Below are 20,640 nucleotides of genomic sequence, written 5' to 3'. Positions count from 1 at the left end.
ACGCCGCTGCAACGTCCTCTACGCCATGATGCGCGACGGCACACTCTACGAGAACGAACCGAAAAAACACGCCCTCGCCGCTTGACAAAAACATAGGGGCACCCCATCCTGAGCACGCGCTCGCCCCATCCCTCGCCCCAGCTGCTAGCTGAATGGCTGCCGCGAGTCGCCTGCGCAGCGTGCCCTAGGCTTGACCATTGGGCTGTGACCCACCACTTTGTCCCAGAGTCAAGGAGTGAACGATATGACCGCTGCAGAGCAGGCAACCGCAAACATTGGCGTAGTAGGGCTCGCAGTTATGGGCTCCAACCTCGCCCGCAACCTCGCGAGCCGCGAAGGCAACACCGTTGCAATCTACAACCGTTCCTACTCGAAGACCGAGACGCTCCTCACCGAGCACCCTGAGGCTGGCTTCGTTCCGGCATCCACCTATGAAGAGTTCGCCGCATCGCTGTCGACGCCTCGCACCGCCATCATCATGGTGCAAGCCGGCAAGGGAACGGATGCCGTAATCGACGCCCTCACCGAGGCTTTCGAGCCCGGCGACATCATCGTTGACGGCGGCAACGCGCTCTTCACCGACACTATCCGCCGCGAAAAGGCTGTGCGCGAGACCGGCATCAACTTTGTTGGCGCTGGAATCTCCGGCGGCGAAGAGGGTGCGCTTCTCGGCCCATCGATCATGCCCGGCGGATCCGCTGAAGCATGGCAAACCCTCGGCCCAATCCTCAAGTCGATTGCCGCAATCGCCGAGGGCGAGCCCTGCGTCACCCACGTCGGTACCGACGGCGCAGGTCATTTCGTCAAGATGATCCACAACGGCATCGAATACGCCGACATGCAGCTCATCGCTGAAGCCTACGACCTCATTCGCCAGGGCACCGGCGCTACCCCCGCCGAAATCGCCGACATTTTCGCCGAATGGAATAAGGGCGAGCTCGAGAGCTACCTCATCGAGATCACCGCCGAAGTTCTGCGCCAGGTTGACGCCAAGACCGACAAGCCGCTCGTGGATGTGATCCTCGACCAGGCCGGTTCCAAGGGCACTGGCGTGTGGACCGTGCAAACTGCGCTCGACCTTGGGGTTCCCGTTTCGGGAATTGCCGAAGCTGTGTTCGCCCGCGCCGTCTCCTCGAAGCCTGCCCAGCGTGCGGCGTCCAGTGCGCTGCCCGGCCCGAGCGAGATTCCTGTCGTCGCCGACAAAGCTGCGTTCATCGAAGATGTTCGCCAGGCCGTCTACGCCTCGAAGATCATTGCCTACAGCCAAGGGTTCGACGCGATCGTCGCCGGTGCTGAAGAGTACAACTGGGACATCAAAAAGGGCGAGATCGCTAAGATCTGGCGCGGTGGTTGCATCATCCGTGCCCGGTTCCTGAACCGCATCACCGAGGCTTACGCCGAGAACCCCGGCCTCGTGGCACTCGTCGCGGCGCCGTACTTCACCGAAGCGATCGGCGGCACGCAAGATTCATGGCGACGCGTCGTTGGCGACGCGGCTGCTGCTGGCATCCCGACGCCCGCGTTCTCGTCATCACTGGCGTACTACGACAGCCTGCGCGCACCGCGCCTGCCTGCCGCACTCGTTCAGGGTCAGCGCGACTTCTTCGGCGCACACACCTACAAGCGAGTCGATATGGATGGCACCTTCCACACGCTGTGGTCGGGCGACCGCACCGAGATCGAAGCCACCGACTCGCACTAGTCCTGCTGACGGCGGGCCCCATGCTCGCCGCCACACTTTTTGCCTCAGCAACCTCGCGGCTCGCGGGCAGCACGCGAAACACAGCGTTCAGCCCGCGGTGACAGAATGGGTGCACGATGAGTGAATACGAAGACGAACCGGAGCTGTCTGGCTATGAGCCGCACGGTGATCGTCCGCTGCGCTCGCGCGTCTATATGAACGTCATCCGTGTCGTAGTAGTGCTCGGGCTGATCGGCCTCGTCGTTCCCGGAATCGTGTCTGCGGTGGGAACTGCCAACAGCACCGCAACACGAACCTGCGCCACCTATACCCAATATTTGGCGCCGCAAGCGGTGTCGTTCGACATCCGTTTCGACCTCTTCGGCGACGGTGAACCGGGCTGGAAGTGTTACTCCATTGCGTTCAACGGCTCCGAAACCCTGCTGCGCTCAATGGGACTCATCCCCGGGCCCGCAGTAATCCCGACAAGCCCGGCAGACAAGACTTAACACGTCTCCGTGTGGCCTAACGTTCGGCGATCAACTCTTCCCGAACCTGTCGACGCAGCACCTTGCCGATGAGAGATTTGGGAAGTTCCTCGACGCTAACAACACTCTTCGGCACCTTGTAGGCCGCGAGGTTTGTGCGCACGAAGTCTCGAACGGCCTTCTCATCGAGAGTGGCACCCTTGGTGAGCACAACCGCAGCAACGACATCCTCACCATTGTGTTCGCTTGGCATTCCGACGACGGCGGCATCGGCGATGGACGCATGTTGGCGTAGCGCCTCCTCCACCTCGCTGGGTGCGACGTTGAAACCACCCGTGATGATGAGCTCTTTGATGCGGTCGACGATAGTCACAAAACCGTCCAAGTCCACCGTGACGATGTCGCCAGTGCGGAACCAATCTTTGCCCTCGTCAGAAGTCGGCACAAATACTTCGGCGGTCTCGTCGAGCTTGCCCCAGTATCCAGAGAACACCTGCGGGCCGCGAACAATAAGCTCGCCCTGCTCCCCCTGAGCCCGATCGATAGTCGGGTTCTCAGGGTCGACGACACGGAGTTCTGTGTTGGGCAACGCCAAACCAACGGTGCCGGCACGGCGAGTTGGGCCGACCGGGTTGGCAATGAGAATTGGACTCGTCTCTGACAGTCCGTAACCCTCAACGAGAGTTCCGCCAGTGCGTTCTTCCCAGGGCTCGACGACTGTGGCCGAGAGTGGCATCGCTCCAGAGATAGCGATTTCAATGCCTTTCAGCGACACGCCTGCGGCGGCGGCGGCTGCCGTGAGCCGCTCATAAATCGGCGGCACTGCCGGCAAAAACGTAGCGGGATGTTTCTTGATCACGGCGAGCACTAGGTCTGGGTCGAACTTGGGGAAGAGCACAAGCCGCGCTCCCATGCTCATCGCGAACGTCAGACACAGCGTGAGCCCATAAGCGTGAAACATCGGGAGCACCGCATAAACAACGGAACTGCCACGGGGCACTGCCGGCACCCATGCGCGGGCTTGAGCGGCATTCGTCAAGAGGTTGAGGTGGGTGAGCATTGCGCCCTTCGGAGACCCCGTAGTGCCGCTCGTGTACTGGATGAGCGCAAGGTCTTCGGCCTCTGGTCTCACGATGTGCGCATCGATGGGGGCAGACTTCAGTAGCTCTTCCCAGACGATCGTGCCGCTGACGTTTGTAGTGAGTGCGTTGCGTGACTCACGCGCCTTCGCAATGGGCAGTCGCAAAAGTACCCGGGTGCGGAATGGCATGGAATGGGTGACATCGACGGAGATGATGGTCTCGACCGCGACATCCGCCGGAAAGTCCTGCAGCGTTGCAACGACGTTGTTCCAGGCAATGACGACCGTGGCCCCGTGGTCCTCAAACTGGTGCCGAAGCTCGCGAGGTGTGTAGAGCGGGTTATGCTCGACGACGATCGCGCCGAGCCGCAGCACCGCGTAGAAAGCAGCGACGTGCTGCGCGCAGTTCGGCAGCACGAGCGCCACCCTGTCGCCCTTTTGCACGCCCAACAGGCGAAGGCCCTCGGCCGCACGTTCGATCTGCTCGCCAAGCTCAGCGTAGGTGGTCTCTCTACCGAAGAATTCGAGCGCGACACTACTCGGGTATTCAGCGATGGATGCCGCAACCAGATCATAGAGTGATCCATCGGGCAGTGGGATTTCGTGAGGCACACCATCGGCATAGTTCGCGAGCCATGGGCGGTCGGACAACACAGTCATGCCTTAACTCTATGCCTCTGTGACGCGCTCAACTACGCAGCGAGCGGAGTCGAACGTGTGAGCGCTTAGGCTGCGCCGTCGAACATTGAGGTGACCGAGCCATCATCGAAGACTTCGTGGATAGCGCGAGCCAACATTGGTGCGATCGGCAGAATCGTGAGCGTCGGAAAACGCTTGTGCTCAGGAATCGGAAGAGTGTCGGTAACAACGACGGAGTCGATGAAATCACTCTGCAAGATTGTGGGTGCTGGGTCGGAGAAGATTGCGTGGGTCGCAGCCACAACCACCTTGAGGGCTCCGGCACGCTTGAGCGCTTCGGCAGCCTTCACAATGGTGCCACCGGTGTCGATCATGTCGTCAACGATGAGGCAGACGCGCCCATCAACATCACCAACGATGTCGTGAACGGAGACCTGGTTGGGCACGAGCGGGTCGCGACGCTTGTGGATAATCGCCAACGGTGCGCCGAGCTTGTCGCTCCAGATGTCGGCAACGCGCACACGGCCCATGTCGGGGCTGACGACGGTGAGAGTTGAGGGATCGAGCAGCTTGCGGAAGTGCTCAAGCAGCACTGGCATGGCAAAAAGGTGGTCAACGGGGCCGTCAAAGAACCCCTGAATCTGGGCGGCGTGCAAGTCGACGCTCATGATGCGGTCGGCACCGGCAGCCTTGTACAGGTCAGCAATGAGTCGGGCACTGATCGGTTCGCGCCCACGGCCCTTCTTGTCTTGACGGGCGTAGGGGTAGAAGGGCGAGACAACGGTGATGCGCTTCGCGGATGCGCGCTTGAGGGCATCCACCATGATCAGTTGTTCCATGAGCCACTCGTTGATTGGCTCAGTGTGTGACTGGATGACGAAGGCATCGCATCCGCGAACACTCTCGTCGTAGCGGGCGTAAATTTCCCCGTTCGCGAAGGTACGGGCGTCAGTCGGGACGAGTTCGCTGCCGAGCTCCTCAGCGATGTCGAGCGCGAGCTGGGGATGTGCCCGCCCGGAGACAAGCACGAGTCGCTTTTGACCGGAGATCTTAATGCTGGCCACGTGGGGACTCGCTCTCTGCCGCGGTTACGGCGTTCGTCGGTCAGGCGTCAGAATCGTCGCTGGCTGCTTTGGCTGCCTGAGCCGCTGCAGTTCCCGCCCGATTTGTTTCAACCCAGCCACTGATGTTGCGCTGTGGAGCGACATTTATGCCCAGTGAGCCTGCCGGCACATCTTTTCGGATGACCGAACCGGCTCCGGTGTACGCTCCGTCAGCAATTCTAACCGGAGCGACGAAGACGTTGTGCGACCCACTTCGCACGTGGGCGCCAACTACCGTTCGACTCTTGTTCACCCCGTCGTAGTTTGCGGTGATTGTTCCGGCACCGATGTTGGACTGCTCCCCCACTTCGGTGTCACCGATGTAGCTGAGGTGTGGCACCTTGCTTCCCTCGCCAATGGTGGAGTTTTTGGTCTCCACGAAGGTTCCGATCTTGCCGCCAACGCCGAGTTTGGTGTTCGGGCGAAGGTAGGCGAACGGCCCGACGGATGCTCCAGCACCGATCACGCTGAGCGTTGCGTCGGTGCGTTTGACGACAGCATTCTCGCCAACTTCACAGTCAACGAGGGTGGTGTCTGGGCCAATGATGGCACCGGACTGCACGAGGGTCGCACCTTTGAGCTGTGTGCCGGGCAGAATCTCGACGTCAGGGCTGAGGGTGACGTCGGCGTCGATCCAGGTTGTTGCTGGGTCTTCGATGGTGACGCCTGATCGTTGCCACTTCTGCACGATGAGTTCGTTCATGCGGCGGGCGGCTTCGGCCAGCTGAACGCGGTCGTTGACACCGGCGACCATCCAGCCGGAGGTAACGGGCATGGCGGAGACGATAGCTCCGACCCCGCGAAGCAGTCCAACGACATCGGTGATGTATTTCTCGGCCTGAGCGTTATCGGTCGTGATGCGCACGAGTTGTTCGCGCAGCGGTCCAACCCGGAACACGTAGGTGCCCGAGTTGATTTCGGTGATCGCGATCTCGTCAGCAGTGGCATCCTTCTGCTCGACGATGCGGTCGAGGCCGCCCTCGGCGTCACGCACGACGCGGCCGTAGCCAGTGGCGTCATCAAGAATCGCCGAGAGCACGGTGGCTGCGGCTGACTGCGCGCGGTGCTGCGCGAGGAGCGAGGCCAGGGTGGTGGAGTCAAGAAGCGGCACGTCACCGCTGACGACCACAACATCCCCGTCGAAATCTGCGGGAAGCGAATCAACGGCGACTTCTACGGCACGACCGGTGCCGGGAACGTCATCTTGGTCGACGATGAGAATGTCAGGCATGAGCTCCGAGAGCGTAGCCACAACTTCGTCGCGCTGGTGTCGCACTACGGCGATCACGTGGTCAGGGTTCAGTTCGCGTGCAGCAGCCACAACGTGCCCGATAAGCTCGCGACCGGCGAGGCGGTGCAAGACTTTGGGCTTGGCAGACTTCATACGTGTGCCTTGGCCAGCGGCGAGAACAATGACGGCGAGTTTGTGTTCGGTCATATAGCTATTGTGCCCTGAATGAATGGCACTCGAAACGCCGCTGCGAAAGTAGCTGAGATCGAGGGAAAAGCTCCGCCTCTAGGATTCGAACCTAGACTGGACAGCTCCAAAGGCTGCCGTGCTGCCATTACACCAAAGCGGACCGCACCCGAAGGCGCTAACCAATTCTGCCAGATCATTGGGGCTGTGTCGTCCAACTTGCTCGATTCGGAGCCTTCACACACGATTGTTAGCCCGGCATGGCCGCTGAGGTTCACACATCCGTTGGCCGAAACTGAGATAATAACCGGATGCCCCCACGCGACGAAGTCGACCGAATTGTCGAAGCGTGGTCTCGCGAGCGTCCCGACCTCGACTTTGCGCCGTTGCATGTTCTGAGTCGCGTTGGCCGTCTAGCTAAACATTTGGAGCGGGCCCGCAAAGCTGCATTCGCGGTTGCCGGGGTTGAGCCCTGGGAATTCGATGTACTTTCAGCGCTGCGCAAGGCGGGCACTCCGTACCAGTTGAGTCCTACCGCTTTGGTGCAGCAGACGATGGTGTCGAGTGGCACCATGACGAACCGCATCGACCGAATGGTGGCGCGTGGTCTAGTCGAGCGTCGCACCGACCCGAATGATGGTCGTGGCGTGATTGTGCTGATGACGGCGAGCGGTCGCGAACGCGTTGATGGCGCGATCACTTCTCTCGTGCATGACGAGACCGCGCTGCTTTCGCGGATGTCTGCCGGCGAACAAGAACGATTGAGCGGTTTGCTCAGAAAGTTGAGCCTCGACGGTGAATAGCGCCCAAGAGCAGACCGCGTTCCGCCGCATTTCTCCTGGACTTGGTCTCGCACTTGGTGCTTTTGGTCTCGCGCTGTTGATCAGTTTTCTGGTGCCGGCAATCCCCACGCTGACGGCGTGCGTGGTGCTGGGCATCCTGTTCAGCGCCCTGCCGTGGCGCGATTCTGTGCGTGCGGAGGTAAAGCCGGGGCTGGCGATTGCCGCCCGTCGCTTGCTTCGGATCGGTGTGGTGCTGTTGGGCTTCAAGTTGAGCCTCGCGAATATCGCCGAGTTGGGCTGGCTGGTGCTCGGCATGATCGTGCTCATCGTCGTAATCACGTTCTTCTTCACTTGGGGCTTGGGCCGGATGATGGGCCTCCCCGGTCAGCAGCCGATGCTGATTGCTGCCGGGTTCTCCATCTGTGGCGCTTCAGCCATTGGCGCGATGGCGGGCATGACCCGCGCGAAAGACTCTGACACGGCAACACCGGTCGCGCTTGTCACCCTGTGTGGAACCCTTGCCATCGCCCTCTTACCCGCGCTACGACCCCTTCTCGGTCTGGATGCGCCCGAGTTCGGGATGTGGGTGGGCGCGAGTGTGCACGATGTCGGCCAGGTCGTCGCAACAGCTCAAATCGCCGGAGCGACGGCCCTCGCGGTTGCTGTTGTCGTGAAGCTCACGCGCGTTGCGATGCTCGCGCCCATGGTTGCTCTTGCCGGAGTCGTTGTTGCTCGTAGCGACCGCAAGGCCGCCGCTGCTTCGGCACCCCTCGATGTGCCTGGCGCTTCGGAGGCGTCGGAGGCGTCGGCCAGCACCACCGCAGACCTCTCGCCCGTAAAGCGCCCCGCGATCCTTCCGCTCTTCGTCGTCGGATTTCTCGCCGCCGTCCTGGTGCGCACTTTCGTGCCACTGCCCGACAGTTTTCTCGAGGTCGCCGCCTACAGCCAAGAACTCGTGCTTGGCATGGCCCTCTTCGGTCTCGGCGCCGCCATCAGCCTTGGCAACCTCATCCGCACCGGCGGTCGCGCACTTGTTGTTGCCCTCATCTCGTGGGCAGTCATCGCGCTGCTATCACTCGGTGCCGTCGAGATCGCGCGCGCAGCAGGAGTCGCTGCTCTCGGGTAGCTCATTGGCTACAAGACCTGGCTTGCTTCACGTATCGTCGGCGCGAGCGCCACAGCCTCGTGACGCTAGCTAACCTCGGAAGTCACGAACCCGTGGGGCAAGCGGTGGTCAAGGAATGTGGCAACGAAGACCCCAATGACGAGAATGGCCACGAAACCTGCCATGGCGAAGACTAATCCCCATGGGAAAAATTCAACGTCAAGAAAGAGCCGCTGGAACAGGATTTGCACTAGGCCGAGCAGCCCGAATACGGTGAGCGCTCGTTGGCCAGGCGAAGCTTTTCGGGTGCCCTCGTACTGAGCGGCATATTCCTTGGGCAGGCCGAACTCGTTCTCGGGGTGACCTCCACCAGCGGCGACGCTCTCGCTGATCGTCTCCAGCACTTCTCGTACCTGCTTCTCTGAGCACTTACGTGCCCGCAAGTTGAATGCCAAGTCGGTGTAGTAGCTCACTTAGTGCCTCCGTTTGTTGCCTTCTCGTCATTCGCCGAGACAGCATCGATTAGTCCACGAACTTGCTCCCAACGGCTTTGGAGATCGACCAATCGCTGAGTGCCGCGCGGCGTGATTGTCAGCACTTTTCGTGCCGGACCCGTTGCCGGGGCATCCCAGTTGGCATCCACGAGATTCTCATCTTGCAGCTTCGCTAGGTGTGGATAGACTGCGGCCCCCTTCACATCAAAACCATGGGAACGAAGTGACTCGATCAGCGCGTAGCCGTGCGCCGGCATGACCGACAACTCACGCAAAAGAAGCAGCGGGAGCGCGATGCGATACCAATCAGCGATCGACCTATCCGAATTCATGACTAGATCATATCTCAAACTAATTGAAAAATAAACTAGTTCGCAAAAATCATCTAGCCGACCCTAGCGATGCGCCGCCCCGCTTGAGGAGTCACGGCTCTCGCGAACGCTCGGGCACGGAAACGCGCGCGAGCGAGCGACCCCAGCTTTCCGTCTACGCCAGCAGTTCGTCTAGCTCCAGCCAGCGCAGCTCCACGGTGTCGAGAGCCTCTTGGATCGCTTGCTGTTCGCCGACGAGAGCGCCAAGGCCAGCAAAGTCCGACTGGTCGTGGGTGGCCATCCGCTGGTGCAACTCCGCAATTTGACCCTGCAGCTTCGCGATCTTGCGACCGGCAGCAGCATGCTCTTTCTGCGAATTGCGCAGCTCGGCGCCGCTCAGTGACGACGACGGCTTTTTCGCGGCCGTAGCATCGGGAGCGCCCGCTGCGGCACCCGCAGAGTTTCCCGAAGAACTCTTGAGTTGTTTCGTGCGCAACTCGAGGTACTCATCAACACCGCGCGGAAGGTGACGGAAGCCGCCTTCCATGACCGCATACTGCTGGTCGGTGACGCGCTCGATGAGGTACCTATCGTGGCTCACCACCAGCAGGGTTCCCGGGAACGTGTCGAGTAGATCCTCAATCGCCGCAAGCATGTCGGTATCGAGGTCGTTAGTTGGCTCATCCAGAATCAACACGTTCGGCTCAGAGAGCAGAATGAGCAAAAGCTGAAGGCGACGCTTCTGTCCACCCGAAAGATCCTTCACCGGAGTTGAGAGCTGGGCACTCGTGAAGCCCACGCGCTCCAGCATCTGCGTCGGCGTCATTTCTTTGCCGCCCGTGACGTACGTGCTCTTGTGACGGCCAATGACCGTGCTGACGCGCTCGTTCCAAATGTCTTCGAGTTCGGCGAGCTGCTGCGTGAGCGTAGCAACCTTGATGGTCTTACCGCGCTTTACGCGACCACTCGTAGGGTTCAAACTGCCCGCAACCAGCGACAGCAGTGTCGACTTTCCGGCACCGTTGACACCGAGGATTCCGGTGCGTTCGCCGGGCGCGATCCGCCAGGTAATGTCATTTAGCACTGTCTTCTCGCCGGCCGCACCGGTTGCCGGATCGGCAACGGGGTAAGTGACGGTGACGCCTTCGAGGTCAACGACGTCCTTGCCGAGACGCTGCATCGCCATCGACGACAGTGAAACACTGTCACGGGCGGGCGGCTCGTTCTCGATCAGATCGTTTGCCGCATCAATGCGAAACTTCGGCTTCGTCGTGCGTGCGGGTGCACCGCGGCGCAACCAAGCGAGCTCCTTGCGCATGAGATTTTGGCGCTTCGATTCCGAAGCAGCCGCCATGCGGTCGCGCTCAACACGCTGCAAAATGTAGGCCGCGTAGCCACCCTCGAAAGGCTCGATCAGTCGATCGTGAACCTCCCAGGTGGCAGTACAAATTTCGTCGAGGAACCACCGGTCGTGAGTGACGACCAGCAACCCACCGGCGTTAGTGGCCCAACGACGCTTGAGGTGGCCCGCAAGCCACGAAATGCCCTCGACGTCGAGGTGGTTAGTTGGCTCATCCAAGAAGATGACATCCCAGTCACCGATCAACAGAGTCGCCAGAGCAACCCGGCGACGCTGACCACCAGAGAGATCGCCAACTTTGGCCTCCCAGGGGATGTCAGCAGCAAGACCCGCAATGACGTCGCGAACCTTGGGATCGCCCGCCCACACATGCTCATCGATCTCGCCGATGACGGTCTCGTGCACCGTCTTGGTGCCATCAAGTTCGTCGGCCTGATCGAGCATTCCGAGGGTCACGCCATTGCGTCGCGTCACTCGCCCATTGTCGGGGTCGAGCCTGCCCGAGAGCATGCGCATGAGGGTTGTTTTGCCGTCACCGTTGCGACCAACGATGCCAATGCGGTCGCCCTCGTCAAGACCAATAGTGACCTTGTCGAAGATTACGCGGGTCGGAAATTCGAGGTGAAGGGATTCAGCCCCAAGAAGGTGTGCCATTCGCGCAAGCCTAGCCGGGTTAGTCGGTGATGATTCGCGCTCCGTGCACCGGACCGGTAGCCCGCACCACAGTCATCTGCGCCGCACTCAATGCAATTTGCAGCTCGAGAGCCGAATCGAGGTCTGCCGCAAGGAAGGCCACGGTCGGGCCAGAACCCGAAATGATGCCGGCGAGCGCACCATTCTTTTCGCCCAGCTCGATGACTGCCGCCAGCGATGGTTCCATGTGAAGTGCTGGTGCCTGAAGGTCGTTGTGCAGGCTTTCGGCGAGCATGTGCGGGTCGCCTGCACGCAATGCCTGCAATACGTCTGCGTCGACCGTGGGCGCCACCTCTGCAGGAAAAATGTCTTGGGAGTGACGTTGGCGGTGAAGGTCGAGCTCTTCGTAAACCTCCGGGGTTGAGAGCCCGAAGTCGGCGAGCGCCAATACCCACTGAAACTGACCCTTGGCGAGAGCGGGGCTGAGTTGGTCGCCACGACCCGTTCCGATTGCTGTTCCGCCGGTGAGCGCAAACGGCACGTCCGCGCCAAGTTCTGCGGCCAGGCTGAGCATTTCTTCGCGAGAGATGTTAGTGCCCCACAGCGCGTCACAGGCAAGAAGGGTTGCTGCGGCATCCGCAGACCCGCCACCCATACCGCCCGTTACGGGAACACGCTTTTCGATCTCCAGGCGAACACCGCCGCGATAGCCAGTGCGCCGGGCAAGTAGTCGAGCGGCCTTGATAGCGATGTTGGAACCATCGGTGGGTACACGCGACAGATTAACGGTTCCCGAAACCGAGACCGAGAAGTCGTCAGCGTGGAAGGCACGCACATCTTCACACAATGAAACTGCCTGATAGGCAATCGCGACATCGTGGTAGCCATCGTCGAGCAGTGAACCGACCTTGAGGAAGACATTGATCTTGCCAGGGGCACGGGTATGAACCATTGTGGAGGCTGCCGAGACGGAAGTCATGAACCAAACTTACCTTGTGCGGCGTACCGGTCTGTGCGTGGGGGTGGGGATATGGGCTTGAGCGCAGAATTGTGAAGGTCCCGTTACCCCACCGAAACTACTTCGAAATAGTGAGCCCGCGTGTCGCGGCATACCGTGTCGTGACGGACTCTGCCCACTCGGCGCTAACGTGAGCGGCGTTGGCCGCAAACCAGCCCACAAACTCAGCATGCTGCCACTTCGAAGCACCCGCCATATCGAGAAAAGCGAACCATTCATCGGGATGCCGTCCTGTTCCTTCCAGAACATCACGATCGCTGGGGGTGTTGTTGTGTGCTTCAGACATGAAGCCAATCTAGCCCCGGAGGCTTCGGGCAGACAGCCCCCGGGGCAGATTGTTAGCGTCCGAACGCTTCAGCCATGAGCTCTCCTGATAATTCAGCGGGATCACACTCGAGACCACGCCGCGTAAACCACGAGCACACGTTTAGGCAGTCACGCTCGACCAACTCCATCCCGCGCGGATTACTCACGATGTCGACGATCTGCGGCACATCAATCACCACCACTCTGCCGTGATGAACAAGCAGGTTGTAGGGAGAAAGATCGCCGTGCGCGTAGCCGGCACGAGCGAAGATGCGCATGAGCTCGACGACCTGTTCCCAGAGGTCACCGAGTTCGTGAGCACTCGCGCGCACGGCAGCCAGCCGCGGTGCACCGCTGATGGTTCGACCGGTGAGCCGCCGTCGTCTGGGACGGCGCGCTCAATCAAAAAGACGTCAGCCTCTTTACCGGACTTGAGCACGCCAAGCTCCGTATCGATCGCTCCGGCCGAGATAACCATCCAAGACGGCCACGGTTTCGGTCCCCGAAAGGACGGGATAATTGACGGCCACGTTGACCAACGTTGATCTTCCCCGGGGGTTACCGACGAAAACGATAAATCAGAAAGTACAAAAGAATCGTCACTGAGTGACATAAGTGGTTCTCCAGAACGGAGGTCACCACAGCAGTGTTAGGCGGCGACCTCAATGAGTGAGGGCTCGAAAGACGACTCAACGAAAACAGTCATCACTACCCCTCCCCTCGGCCACACGGCCCCTGCTCTGCACACCCCGCACGCTGCGGTGGCTTTACTCTAGCTATTCGGCGCGAGCGATAGCAAGGAAGTCGTGCACCGTGAGCTCCTCGCCCCGAGCCGTCGGCGCGACACCCGCCGCAATAAGACGGTCGGATGCTGCAGCTGAGCTGCCCAACACACTCGAGAGCGACTGCCGCAACATTTTGCGACGCTGCTGGAACGCGGCATCCACGAGCGCGAAAGTAGCCTTGCGCTCCTCGATCGTGCCGGGTTGTTCGCGACGCTCAAAGCGCACGAGCACTGAGTCGACATTCGGCACGGGCCAGAACACTTGACGACTCACGAGTCCGGCCGTGGAGAACTCTCCGTACCAGGCCGCTTTGATGCTTGGCGAACCGTAAACTTTGCTGCCAGGGCCCGCTGCCACGCGGTTGCCCACTTCTGCCTGCACCATCACGAGACCGCGGTCGAGGGAATCGAAATGTTCCAAGAAGTGCAGCAGCACGGGAACCGAAATGTTGTACGGCAGGTTCGCAACGAAAACGCGGGGCTCGTTCGGCAACTCAGTGACGCGCAGCGCATCATCGGTGATGACCGTGAGCTGAGCATCCGGCTGCATCTGGCTGACCGTAAGCGGCAACTGGGCAGCGAGGCGCTTATCGATTTCGACCGCGACGACGGATGCCCCGGTCTCGAGCAGACCGAGAGTCAACGATCCGAGCCCTGGGCCGACCTCAACCACCGTTTCGCCTGAAACGACGTGCGCGGCCTTCACGATCCGGCGAACCGTATTGGGGTCGATGACAAAGTTTTGGCCCAGCTTCTTGGTGGGCTGGATGCCGAGCAGATCAGCGAGATCGCGGATCTCAGCGGGGCCAAGCAGGGTGCTCATCGGGTGCCCTCGGGCAGTTCGGTATCCCATGAGCCGTAAACGGCCTCCGTGGTCGCGGCGAGCCGGGCGGAGAGCTCGAGCTCGTCGATTTCCAAATGCGCCGCCATTGCGCGCACGGTGTGCGGCATCAGGTAGGGAGCGTTTGGGCGACCCCGCAACGGGTGCGGCGTGAGGTAGGGAGCATCCGTCTCGACGAGGATGTGGTCACGGTCGATGACAGCAAGTGCCTCGCGCAGGCTAGCGGCGTTCCTGAACGTGACCGTTCCGGCAAACGAGAGGTACCAACCGTTGTCGGCCGCAATACGCGCCATGGCAGCATCACCCGAGAAACAGTGGAAGACAGTGCGCTCGGGAGCGCCCACCCGCAGCAGGGTTTCGATGACCTCGTCGTGGGCATCGCGATCGTGAATCTGCAGCGCAAGCCCGTGCCGCTTGGCAATCTCGATATGCGCCTCGAAGGAACGGAACTGCGCAGGGCGGCCGTGGTCATCCGTGCGATAGAAGTCGAGCCCCGTCTCTCCCACAGCACGAACGCGCGGGAGGGCAGCAAGCTCATCGATCACAGTGAGGGCAGCATCGAGCTCACCGGCAGCCTCCAGCGCGGGAGCATCATTCGGGTGAATCGCAACCGCCGCCAGAACGCGGGGTTCGGTCGCTGCAAGCTCTGCCGACCAACGACTCGTCGCAACATCCGTGCCGACCTGCACAACGCCACGAACACCGACTGCCGTTGCCCGATCCAATTGCTCGTGAAAGTCGAGCTGGTTATCGGGGCCGCCATCAGCGATCTCGAGGTGCGTGTGATTGTCGTAAACAACACCCTCAAGCGGTTCGGGCAGCGGCGGGTATTGCAGCTTGTCGGAGGCTGCCTCGTCGGCGCTGCGGTGGCGCTGCCTAATGAACGGTTCGGTCACGCCGTACCGCTCTCGGCATCCACTTCAATACGGGGGAACAGTGAGGTTTCGAGGGCCGTGACGCGACCGTTGCTCTGCCAGTTTTGGGCGTCGTCGATACGCTGCTCGCGCAGCACGCCAACACCGCCGATGGCTTGCCAGAGTCGTTCGGTCGCCTTGGGCAGCACGGGCGACAGCAGAATCGACAGCGTGCCGAGACCGTTGACCGCCGTAACGAGAACAGTGCCGAGGCGTTCGCGATTGGCAGGGTCTTTCGACAGCGCCCACGGCTCTTGTTCGGTGATGTAGCCGTTGAGCTCATCAACGAGTTGCCACACAGCGTCAAGCGCCTCATTGATCGCGAATGAATCAATCAACGCATTCGACGCCTCTGTTGCACGCTTCTGCGTTGCCACAATTGCTTCATCGGATGCCGTGAGCTCGCCGAGTGCCGGAATCTCACCATCGAAGTATTTATTCACCATCGCGATAACGCGCGAGGCTAGGTTGCCGAAGCCGTTAGCCAGTTCTGACTGGTAGCGCGCGCTCAGGTCTTCCCAGCTGAAGGAACCGTCTTGACCAAAGGTGATGGCACTCATGAAGTAGTAGCGGAAGGCATCCGAACCGAACGTGTCGGTGATTTGGCTTGGCGCGATTCCGGTGAGCTTCGACTTGGACATTTTTTCGCCACCGACGAGCAACCAACCGTGGCCGAATACGGCGCGCGGCACGGGCAGGTTTGCCGCCATGAGCATGGCGGGCCAGATGACGGCGTGGAAGCGAGCAATGTCTTTGCCGACGAGTTGCACGGCGGGCCAGCGCTTAGCGAACTGTTCGTCGTCGACGCCGTAACCGATGGCGCTGATGTAGTTGAGCAGGGCGTCGAACCAGACGTAGACGACGTGGCTTTCATCCCACGGCACCTTGACGCCCCAGTCGAAGCTGGAACGCGAGATGGAGAGGTCATCGAGGCCCTGCTTGACGAACTGAATGATTTCGTTGCGCACGCTGGCAGGCTGCACGAAGTCTGGGTGGCTTTCGTAAAGGTCGAGCAGCTTCTGCTGGAACGCACTCATCCGGAAAAAGTAGTTCTTCTCTTTGAGAACTTCGACGGGTCGTGAGTGGATGGCACAGACCAGTTGGCCCTTGTATTCACCATCGGGGGCGGTGACGAGGTCGTCAAGCTGCTTGAACTCTTCGCAGCCGACGCAGTAATACCCCTCGTACTCGCCGGAGTAGATGTGGCCATCGTCGTAAAGGCGCTGCAGGAACGTGCTGACCGCTTTTTCGTGACGAACATCGGTCGTGCGGATGAAGTCATCGTTCGCAATGTCGATGGTCTCGAGCAGCGGCTGCCAGGAGTCAGCAACGAGGCGGTCAGCCCACTCTTGCGGAGTCGTGTTGTTGGCAACGGCGGTGCGCAGAATCTTCTGGCCGTGCTCGTCGGTTCCCGTGAGCAGCCAGGCGTCTTCACCCCGCTGACGGTGCCAGCGTGCAAGAACGTCGGCGGCCACCTCGGTATACGCGTGCCCGATGTGGGGAACGTCGTTCACATAGAAGATGGGCGTCGCAATGTAGAAGGAGTCGCCGGCAGACATGCCTTCATTGTATTCGCCCGTGTCGATCCATTACGCCGGACGGATATGACAGCGAATGCGAATCCGGACGCTGCGCAGGATCCCGCACCGCTCCGTGTGAGAATGTGTGGGTTTATCTTCATTTATGTTGCATTCTCCCGATCACCGGCGTACTCTCACAGATACGCAGAAATTGTGCGCAGCGATAATCAAAGGAGATTGCGGAATGTACGCAGAAGAACGGCAACAGCAGATCGAGGGACAACTCGCTGAAGCCGGCCGCGTCGCCGTAATCGAACTCGCTCGCACCTTCGACGTGTCAAGCGAAACCGTGCGCCGAGACCTCGACCAGCTCGAGGCCCGGGGGGTGCTGCGCCGTGTACACGGGGGCGCGGTCTCGGCAGCACGCATCAGCCGCATAGAAGAGAGTGTCGCCCAGCGCATCGATCGCAACTCCGATGCCAAAGAGCGCATCGCTCGGGCCGCGATGGCCCTCATTCCGTCTAACTTTGTCGGCGCGATCAGTATCGACTCTGGCACCACCACAAGCCGCCTGGCTCAGCACTTGGTCAACTGGACCCCCGAAACATCCACCGGCTCGCTGACCGTGATCACCCATTCCATTTCGATCGCGTCAATCGTGAGCGAGAACCCCCACATTGCCGTTCAGATTATCGGCGGGCGTTTGCGCGGGCTCACCGGCGCCGCAGTAGGGGCAACGACCCTCGACCAGCTGTCCGGCATCCGCCCCGACATTTCATTCTTGGGAGCCAATGGCGTGCACGCCGACTTCGGCTTCAGCACCCCCGACCCCGACGAGGCCGCCGTCAAGAGCGCGCTCACCCGCGGATCGCGCCGAGCCATTGCCCTCGTCGACGGCTCCAAGCTCGGCATCGAAACGCTCATGAGCTTCGCCTCGCTCTCTGACGTCGACACCATCATCACCGACCACTCGCCAGACGCCGACCTCACCCTCGCCCTTGAGCGCGCGGATGTCGAAACGGTGATCGCATGATCGTCACCGTCACTGCAAACCCGAGCCTCGATCGCACCATCGAGCTCGACGCCGCTCTCGATCGCGGCGAGGTTCAGCGTTCGATCTCGAGCAGTGAGCAGCCGGGCGGCAAGGGCGTGAATGTTTCTCGGGCGCTGATTGCGTCGGGGTTGGACACTATTGCTGTTCTTCCCGGTGACGCCTCTGACCCGATGCTGGTTGCGTTGCGTGCCGAGCACACTCCGACCGCAGGGCTGCCGATTACGGGCCGCGTGCGCTCGAATGTCACGATCACCGAGCCTGACGGCACGACGACGAAAATCAACGAACCGGGCCCCCAGTTGACTGCCGACGACGATGCAGCATTGATCGCCCTAGTGGTTTCGTATGCGCGCCGCGCTGAATGGGTAGTGCTCGCCGGTTCGTTGCCTCCCGGATTGAGCACGGACTTCTATGTGCGCGTAGTTCAGGCTGTTCGTGCAGCGACCGATGGCCCGCTCCCCCGTATTGCCGTTGATTCCTCGGGCGCTCCCATGCAGGCGCTCATTGAGTCGGGTGTTGGCGTTGACCTCATTAAGCCCAACTCCGAAGAACTCGCCGAACTGACGGGCCTTGACGACACCTTCGAAGATGATCCGGATGCCGCGGCCGCCGCAGCGCTTGGTCTCGTGGCTCGCGGCTGCCGTGCCGTGCTCGCCACCCTCGGATCACGCGGAGCACTTCTCGTAACCGCCGATGAGACGTGGCGCGCAACAATGCCGCCCGTCGCCGCGAAGAGCACCGTTGGTGCGGGCGATGCAGCTCTAGCCGGCTACCTCCTTGCCGACCAGCGCGGCGCAGCACCCGAACGACGTCTCGCGCAAGCCGTGGCTCATGGCGCCGCCGCCGCCGCCCTGCCCGGCAGCACCATGCCGACCCCCGAACTGACCCATCCCGACTCTGCTGAGGTGCACCTGCTCAGCGAACCGGGCGACCACTAACCCTCAGCAGACCCCTGCTGCATACAAGGAGAAAGCAATGTCGCAACTCATCACCACTGACCTCGTGTTGTTGGATGCCGATCTCGGCACCGACCGCGCAGGCGTCATCCGCGCGCTGACCAAGCTCGTCGCCGAACAAGGACGCGCCACCGACGCAGAATCACTCTTCGACGACGCGTGGGCTCGTGAGCAGAAGACCGATACCGGCGTTCCTGGTGGAATCGCAATCCCTCACTGCCGTTCAGAAGCAGTCACCGAGCCAACGCTCGTCATGGCTCGGTTGAACCCCGCAGTCGACTTCGGATCCACGGATGCTCCCGCCGACCTCATCTTCCTCATCGCTGCCCCCGCCGGTGCCGACAAGGAACACCTTGCCCTGCTCTCGGCTCTCGCACGTTCGCTCGTGAACCCCGAATTCGTTGACAGCCTCCGTTCCGCAGGAAGTCGGGAAGAGATTGTTGCTCTCGTCGAGCAGGCCACTGCGCCTGAAGATGCTGCACTCGCCGCTGGCGCCGCTACCACCGCTACCGCCGCCAGCGCGGCCACGCACGCCGCACCCGCCACCGGCGACGCAACTCGCCCCGTGCTCGTCGCCGTGACCGCGTGCCCCACCGGCATCGCCCACACGTACATGGCTGCCGACTCCCTCGCCGCTGCCGCAGAACGTGCCGGCGTCGAGCTGCACGTTGAGACTCAAGGTTCATCAGGGGCAACGCCCATTGATCCTGCGGTTATTGCTGCGGCATCCGCCGTCATCTTTGCTGTTGATGTGGATGTTCGCGATAAGGGCCGTTTCGCCGGAAAGGCACTCATTCAGTCGCCCGTGAAGCGCGGAATCGATGCACCAGACGAGATGATCGCCGAGGCCCTAGCCGCAGCAAGCGACCCTAATGCCGCACGCGTTGCTGGCGATGGTGCGAGCACCGAGAGCAGCAACACCAAAGACGAGCACTTCGGCCAGACCGTGAAGCGCGCGCTACTCACCGGTGTGAGCTACATGATTCCGTTCGTTGCCGGTGGCGGTCTACTGATTGCTTTAGGGTTCCTGCTCGGCGGTTACCTCATCACCGACACCGCGAGTGACATCATTGTGCAGAACAGCCTCTGGAACCTGCCTGATGGCGGCGTCGCCGCCTACCTCGGTGCTGCAGCGTTCAAGATCGGTGCAGCCTCGATGGGCTTCCTTGTTCCGGCCCTTGCCGGTTACATTGCCTACGCAATTGCTGACCGCCCCGGTATCGCCCCCGGATTCACTGCGGGTGCCATTGCTGGCCTCATGGGTGCAGGCTTCCTCGGCGGTATCGTCGGTGGACTCCTCGCCGGTGTCGCCGCACACTGGCTCGCCCAGCGCAAGACGCCCGCCTGGTTCCGTGGCCTCATGCCCGTAGTCGTGATCCCGCTGCTCGCGTCGATCTTCGCTTCGGGCCTCATGGTGCTCATCTTGGGCGGACCAATCGCATCGCTGACCGTTGCACTGAACAACTTCCTTAACGGACTCAACGGCGCATCCGCCATCGTTCTCGGCCTGATCTTGGGCGCGATGATGGGCTTCGACCTCGGTGGCCCGGTTAACAAGGTGGCCTACTCGTTCGCGGTTGCTGGCCTCGGTGCCGGTGCGATCGATAATCAGACACCTTGGATGATCATGGCCGCGGTTATGGCTTCGGGAATGGTTGCACCGCTCGCGATGGCTCTGGCATCCACCGTTCTGGCTCGTCGTCTCTTCTCCCCCATTGAGAAGGAGAACGGCAAGGCAGCGTGGTTGCTTGGGGCATCGTTCATCTCTGAAGGTGCCATTCCGTTCGCTGCCGCTGACCCGCTGCGGGTGATCCCTGCCAGCGCAATTGGTAGTGCTGTCACCGGTGGAATCATCATGGCGGCCGGCGTCACCTCACAGGCACCCCACGGCGGAATCTTCGTGTTCTTCGCGATCAACCCGTTCCCGATGTTCCTGCTCGCGATCGCCGCGGGAACTCTCGTTACCGCACTAATCGTGGTTGTGCTCAAGCGCTTCACTCGTCGCAACGCTGGCATCGAAGTACCGGATGCCGCGAAGGTTCCCGTAGCCGCCTAGGAGACCGCTGATTAATTTGGTGGTCGATTTGGCGTTTTAAGGCGCGCCTTCCCAGTATTTTCGGGGGCTGATTAAGACTTAATTCATGCAGGGTTGT

The 20,640-nt window shown here is 61.2% G+C and carries 19 protein-coding genes and 1 tRNA gene; 7 read left to right on the top strand and 13 right to left on the bottom strand.

Features of this window, described 5'->3' with window-relative positions:
• Nucleotides 1-244: 244 nt before the first annotated feature.
• Complete coding sequence (gene gndA / locus ABD112_RS12285; RefSeq protein WP_343926260.1) at nt 245-1,702, top strand: NADP-dependent phosphogluconate dehydrogenase; 1,458 nt, start codon at nt 245-247, stop codon at nt 1,700-1,702.
• Nucleotides 1,703-1,818: 116 nt separating this feature from the next.
• On the top strand, nt 1,819-2,190 hold the full coding sequence (locus tag ABD112_RS12280) for a hypothetical protein (protein WP_343926258.1): 372 nt from the start codon (nt 1,819-1,821) through the stop codon (nt 2,188-2,190).
• 16 nt (nt 2,191-2,206) lie between these two features.
• On the opposite strand, the gene ABD112_RS12275 is transcribed toward ABD112_RS12280, so the two are convergent.
• The 4 genes from ABD112_RS12275 to ABD112_RS12260 form a co-directional block, all read right to left on the bottom strand.
• Complete coding sequence (locus ABD112_RS12275; RefSeq protein ID WP_343926256.1) at nt 2,207-3,910, bottom strand: long-chain-fatty-acid--CoA ligase; 1,704 nt, start codon at nt 3,908-3,910, stop codon at nt 2,207-2,209.
• 65 nt (nt 3,911-3,975) lie between these two features.
• Nucleotides 3,976-4,953, bottom strand: coding sequence for a ribose-phosphate diphosphokinase (locus ABD112_RS12270; protein ID WP_343926255.1), 978 nt, complete (start codon nt 4,951-4,953; stop codon nt 3,976-3,978).
• A 40-nt stretch (nt 4,954-4,993) separates the two neighbouring features.
• Entirely contained in the window at nt 4,994-6,430 is a 1,437-nt protein-coding gene (gene glmU, locus ABD112_RS12265; protein WP_343926253.1) for a bifunctional UDP-N-acetylglucosamine diphosphorylase/glucosamine-1-phosphate N-acetyltransferase GlmU, read from the bottom strand.
• 70 nt (nt 6,431-6,500) lie between these two features.
• A tRNA-Gln gene (locus ABD112_RS12260) sits at nt 6,501-6,572 on the bottom strand.
• A 148-nt stretch (nt 6,573-6,720) separates the two neighbouring features.
• On the opposite strand from ABD112_RS12260, the gene ABD112_RS12255 reads away from it, so the two are divergent.
• Both ABD112_RS12255 and ABD112_RS12250 read left to right on the top strand, forming a co-directional pair.
• On the top strand, nt 6,721-7,212 hold the full coding sequence (locus tag ABD112_RS12255; RefSeq protein WP_343926251.1) for a MarR family winged helix-turn-helix transcriptional regulator: 492 nt from the start codon (nt 6,721-6,723) through the stop codon (nt 7,210-7,212).
• Nucleotides 7,205-8,317 (top strand): YeiH family protein, encoded by a 1,113-nt coding sequence (locus tag ABD112_RS12250; RefSeq protein ID WP_343926249.1) that lies wholly within the window; start codon nt 7,205-7,207, stop codon nt 8,315-8,317. Before ABD112_RS12255 ends, ABD112_RS12250 begins: the two co-directional genes overlap by 8 nt.
• 65 nt (nt 8,318-8,382) lie before the next feature.
• Here ABD112_RS12250 and ABD112_RS12245 read toward each other — a convergent pair whose 3' ends face one another.
• From ABD112_RS12245 to metG, 9 genes are all read right to left on the bottom strand, one after another.
• Entirely contained in the window at nt 8,383-8,769 is a 387-nt protein-coding gene (locus ABD112_RS12245) for a hypothetical protein (RefSeq protein WP_343926247.1), read from the bottom strand.
• On the bottom strand, nt 8,766-9,122 hold the full coding sequence (locus ABD112_RS12240) for a PadR family transcriptional regulator (protein ID WP_343926245.1): 357 nt from the start codon (nt 9,120-9,122) through the stop codon (nt 8,766-8,768). The genes ABD112_RS12245 and ABD112_RS12240 overlap by 4 nt, the downstream gene beginning before the upstream one ends.
• Nucleotides 9,123-9,276: 154 nt before the next feature.
• Nucleotides 9,277-11,115 (bottom strand): ABC-F family ATP-binding cassette domain-containing protein, encoded by a 1,839-nt coding sequence (locus ABD112_RS12235; protein WP_343926243.1) that lies wholly within the window; start codon nt 11,113-11,115, stop codon nt 9,277-9,279.
• 19 nt (nt 11,116-11,134) lie between these two features.
• A complete protein-coding gene (locus tag ABD112_RS12230; protein WP_343926241.1) occupies nt 11,135-12,073 on the bottom strand; it encodes a 4-(cytidine 5'-diphospho)-2-C-methyl-D-erythritol kinase in 939 nt (312 codons plus the stop codon).
• 97 nt (nt 12,074-12,170) lie between these two features.
• A complete protein-coding gene (locus ABD112_RS12225; RefSeq protein WP_343926239.1) occupies nt 12,171-12,398 on the bottom strand; it encodes a 4-diphosphocytidyl-2C-methyl-D-erythritol kinase in 228 nt (75 codons plus the stop codon).
• Between the two features lie 52 nt (nt 12,399-12,450).
• Complete coding sequence (locus ABD112_RS12220) at nt 12,451-12,750, bottom strand: RIO1 family regulatory kinase/ATPase domain-containing protein (RefSeq protein ID WP_343926237.1); 300 nt, start codon at nt 12,748-12,750, stop codon at nt 12,451-12,453.
• A gap of 444 nt (nt 12,751-13,194) precedes the next feature.
• Nucleotides 13,195-14,025 carry a 16S rRNA (adenine(1518)-N(6)/adenine(1519)-N(6))-dimethyltransferase RsmA gene (rsmA, locus tag ABD112_RS12215; protein ID WP_343926236.1) on the bottom strand — a complete coding sequence of 277 codons (831 nt, stop codon included), beginning with the start codon at nt 14,023-14,025 and terminating at the stop codon, nt 13,195-13,197.
• Nucleotides 14,022-14,939, bottom strand: coding sequence for a TatD family hydrolase (locus tag ABD112_RS12210; protein ID WP_343926234.1), 918 nt, complete (start codon nt 14,937-14,939; stop codon nt 14,022-14,024). Before ABD112_RS12210 ends, rsmA begins: the two co-directional genes overlap by 4 nt.
• Nucleotides 14,936-16,516, bottom strand: coding sequence for a methionine--tRNA ligase (gene metG, locus ABD112_RS12205; RefSeq protein ID WP_425563840.1), 1,581 nt, complete (start codon nt 16,514-16,516; stop codon nt 14,936-14,938). The genes ABD112_RS12210 and metG overlap by 4 nt, the downstream gene beginning before the upstream one ends.
• Before the next feature lie 205 nt (nt 16,517-16,721).
• On the opposite strand from metG, the gene ABD112_RS12200 reads away from it, so the two are divergent.
• The 3 genes from ABD112_RS12200 to ABD112_RS12190 are packed head-to-tail and all read left to right on the top strand — an operon-like array spanning nt 16,722 to nt 20,543.
• Nucleotides 16,722-17,510, top strand: coding sequence for a DeoR/GlpR family DNA-binding transcription regulator (locus tag ABD112_RS12200; RefSeq protein WP_343926232.1), 789 nt, complete (start codon nt 16,722-16,724; stop codon nt 17,508-17,510).
• On the top strand, nt 17,507-18,469 hold the full coding sequence (locus ABD112_RS12195; protein WP_343926230.1) for a 1-phosphofructokinase family hexose kinase: 963 nt from the start codon (nt 17,507-17,509) through the stop codon (nt 18,467-18,469). The genes ABD112_RS12200 and ABD112_RS12195 overlap by 4 nt, the downstream gene beginning before the upstream one ends.
• Before the next feature lie 37 nt (nt 18,470-18,506).
• Nucleotides 18,507-20,543 (top strand): PTS fructose transporter subunit IIABC, encoded by a 2,037-nt coding sequence (locus ABD112_RS12190; protein WP_343926228.1) that lies wholly within the window; start codon nt 18,507-18,509, stop codon nt 20,541-20,543.
• The last annotated feature ends 97 nt before the right edge of the window (nt 20,544-20,640 follow it).

This window comes from Rhodoglobus aureus (assembly GCF_039527955.1).
GTDB lineage: Bacteria > Actinomycetota > Actinomycetes > Actinomycetales > Microbacteriaceae > Rhodoglobus > Rhodoglobus aureus.
Note: the sequence above shows the minus strand (reverse complement) of the source record. Positions and strands in the feature narration are given on the sequence as shown.

Bases quoted from the DNA above. Each gene is read 5' to 3' on its own strand.
- ABD112_RS12200 (WP_343926232.1), top strand. From the start codon at position 16,722: ATGTACGCAGAAGAACGGCAACAGCAGATCGAGGGACAACTCGCTGAA.
- ABD112_RS12230 (WP_343926241.1), bottom strand. From the start codon at position 12,073: ATGACTTCCGTCTCGGCAGCCTCCACAATGGTTCATACCCGTGCCCCT.
- ABD112_RS12190 (WP_343926228.1), top strand. From the start codon at position 18,507: ATGTCGCAACTCATCACCACTGACCTCGTGTTGTTGGATGCCGATCTC.
- ABD112_RS12195 (WP_343926230.1), top strand. From the start codon at position 17,507: ATGATCGTCACCGTCACTGCAAACCCGAGCCTCGATCGCACCATCGAG.
- ABD112_RS12240 (WP_343926245.1), bottom strand. From the start codon at position 9,122: ATGAATTCGGATAGGTCGATCGCTGATTGGTATCGCATCGCGCTCCCG.
- ABD112_RS12235 (WP_343926243.1), bottom strand. From the start codon at position 11,115: ATGGCACACCTTCTTGGGGCTGAATCCCTTCACCTCGAATTTCCGACC.
- glmU (WP_343926253.1), bottom strand. From the start codon at position 6,430: ATGACCGAACACAAACTCGCCGTCATTGTTCTCGCCGCTGGCCAAGGC.
- ABD112_RS12255 (WP_343926251.1), top strand. From the start codon at position 6,721: ATGCCCCCACGCGACGAAGTCGACCGAATTGTCGAAGCGTGGTCTCGC.
- gndA (WP_343926260.1), top strand. From the start codon at position 245: ATGACCGCTGCAGAGCAGGCAACCGCAAACATTGGCGTAGTAGGGCTC.
- ABD112_RS12275 (WP_343926256.1), bottom strand. From the start codon at position 3,910: ATGACTGTGTTGTCCGACCGCCCATGGCTCGCGAACTATGCCGATGGT.
- metG (WP_425563840.1), bottom strand. From the start codon at position 16,516: ATGTCTGCCGGCGACTCCTTCTACATTGCGACGCCCATCTTCTATGTG.
- ABD112_RS12225 (WP_343926239.1), bottom strand. From the start codon at position 12,398: ATGTCTGAAGCACACAACAACACCCCCAGCGATCGTGATGTTCTGGAA.
- ABD112_RS12280 (WP_343926258.1), top strand. From the start codon at position 1,819: ATGAGTGAATACGAAGACGAACCGGAGCTGTCTGGCTATGAGCCGCAC.
- rsmA (WP_343926236.1), bottom strand. From the start codon at position 14,025: ATGAGCACCCTGCTTGGCCCCGCTGAGATCCGCGATCTCGCTGATCTG.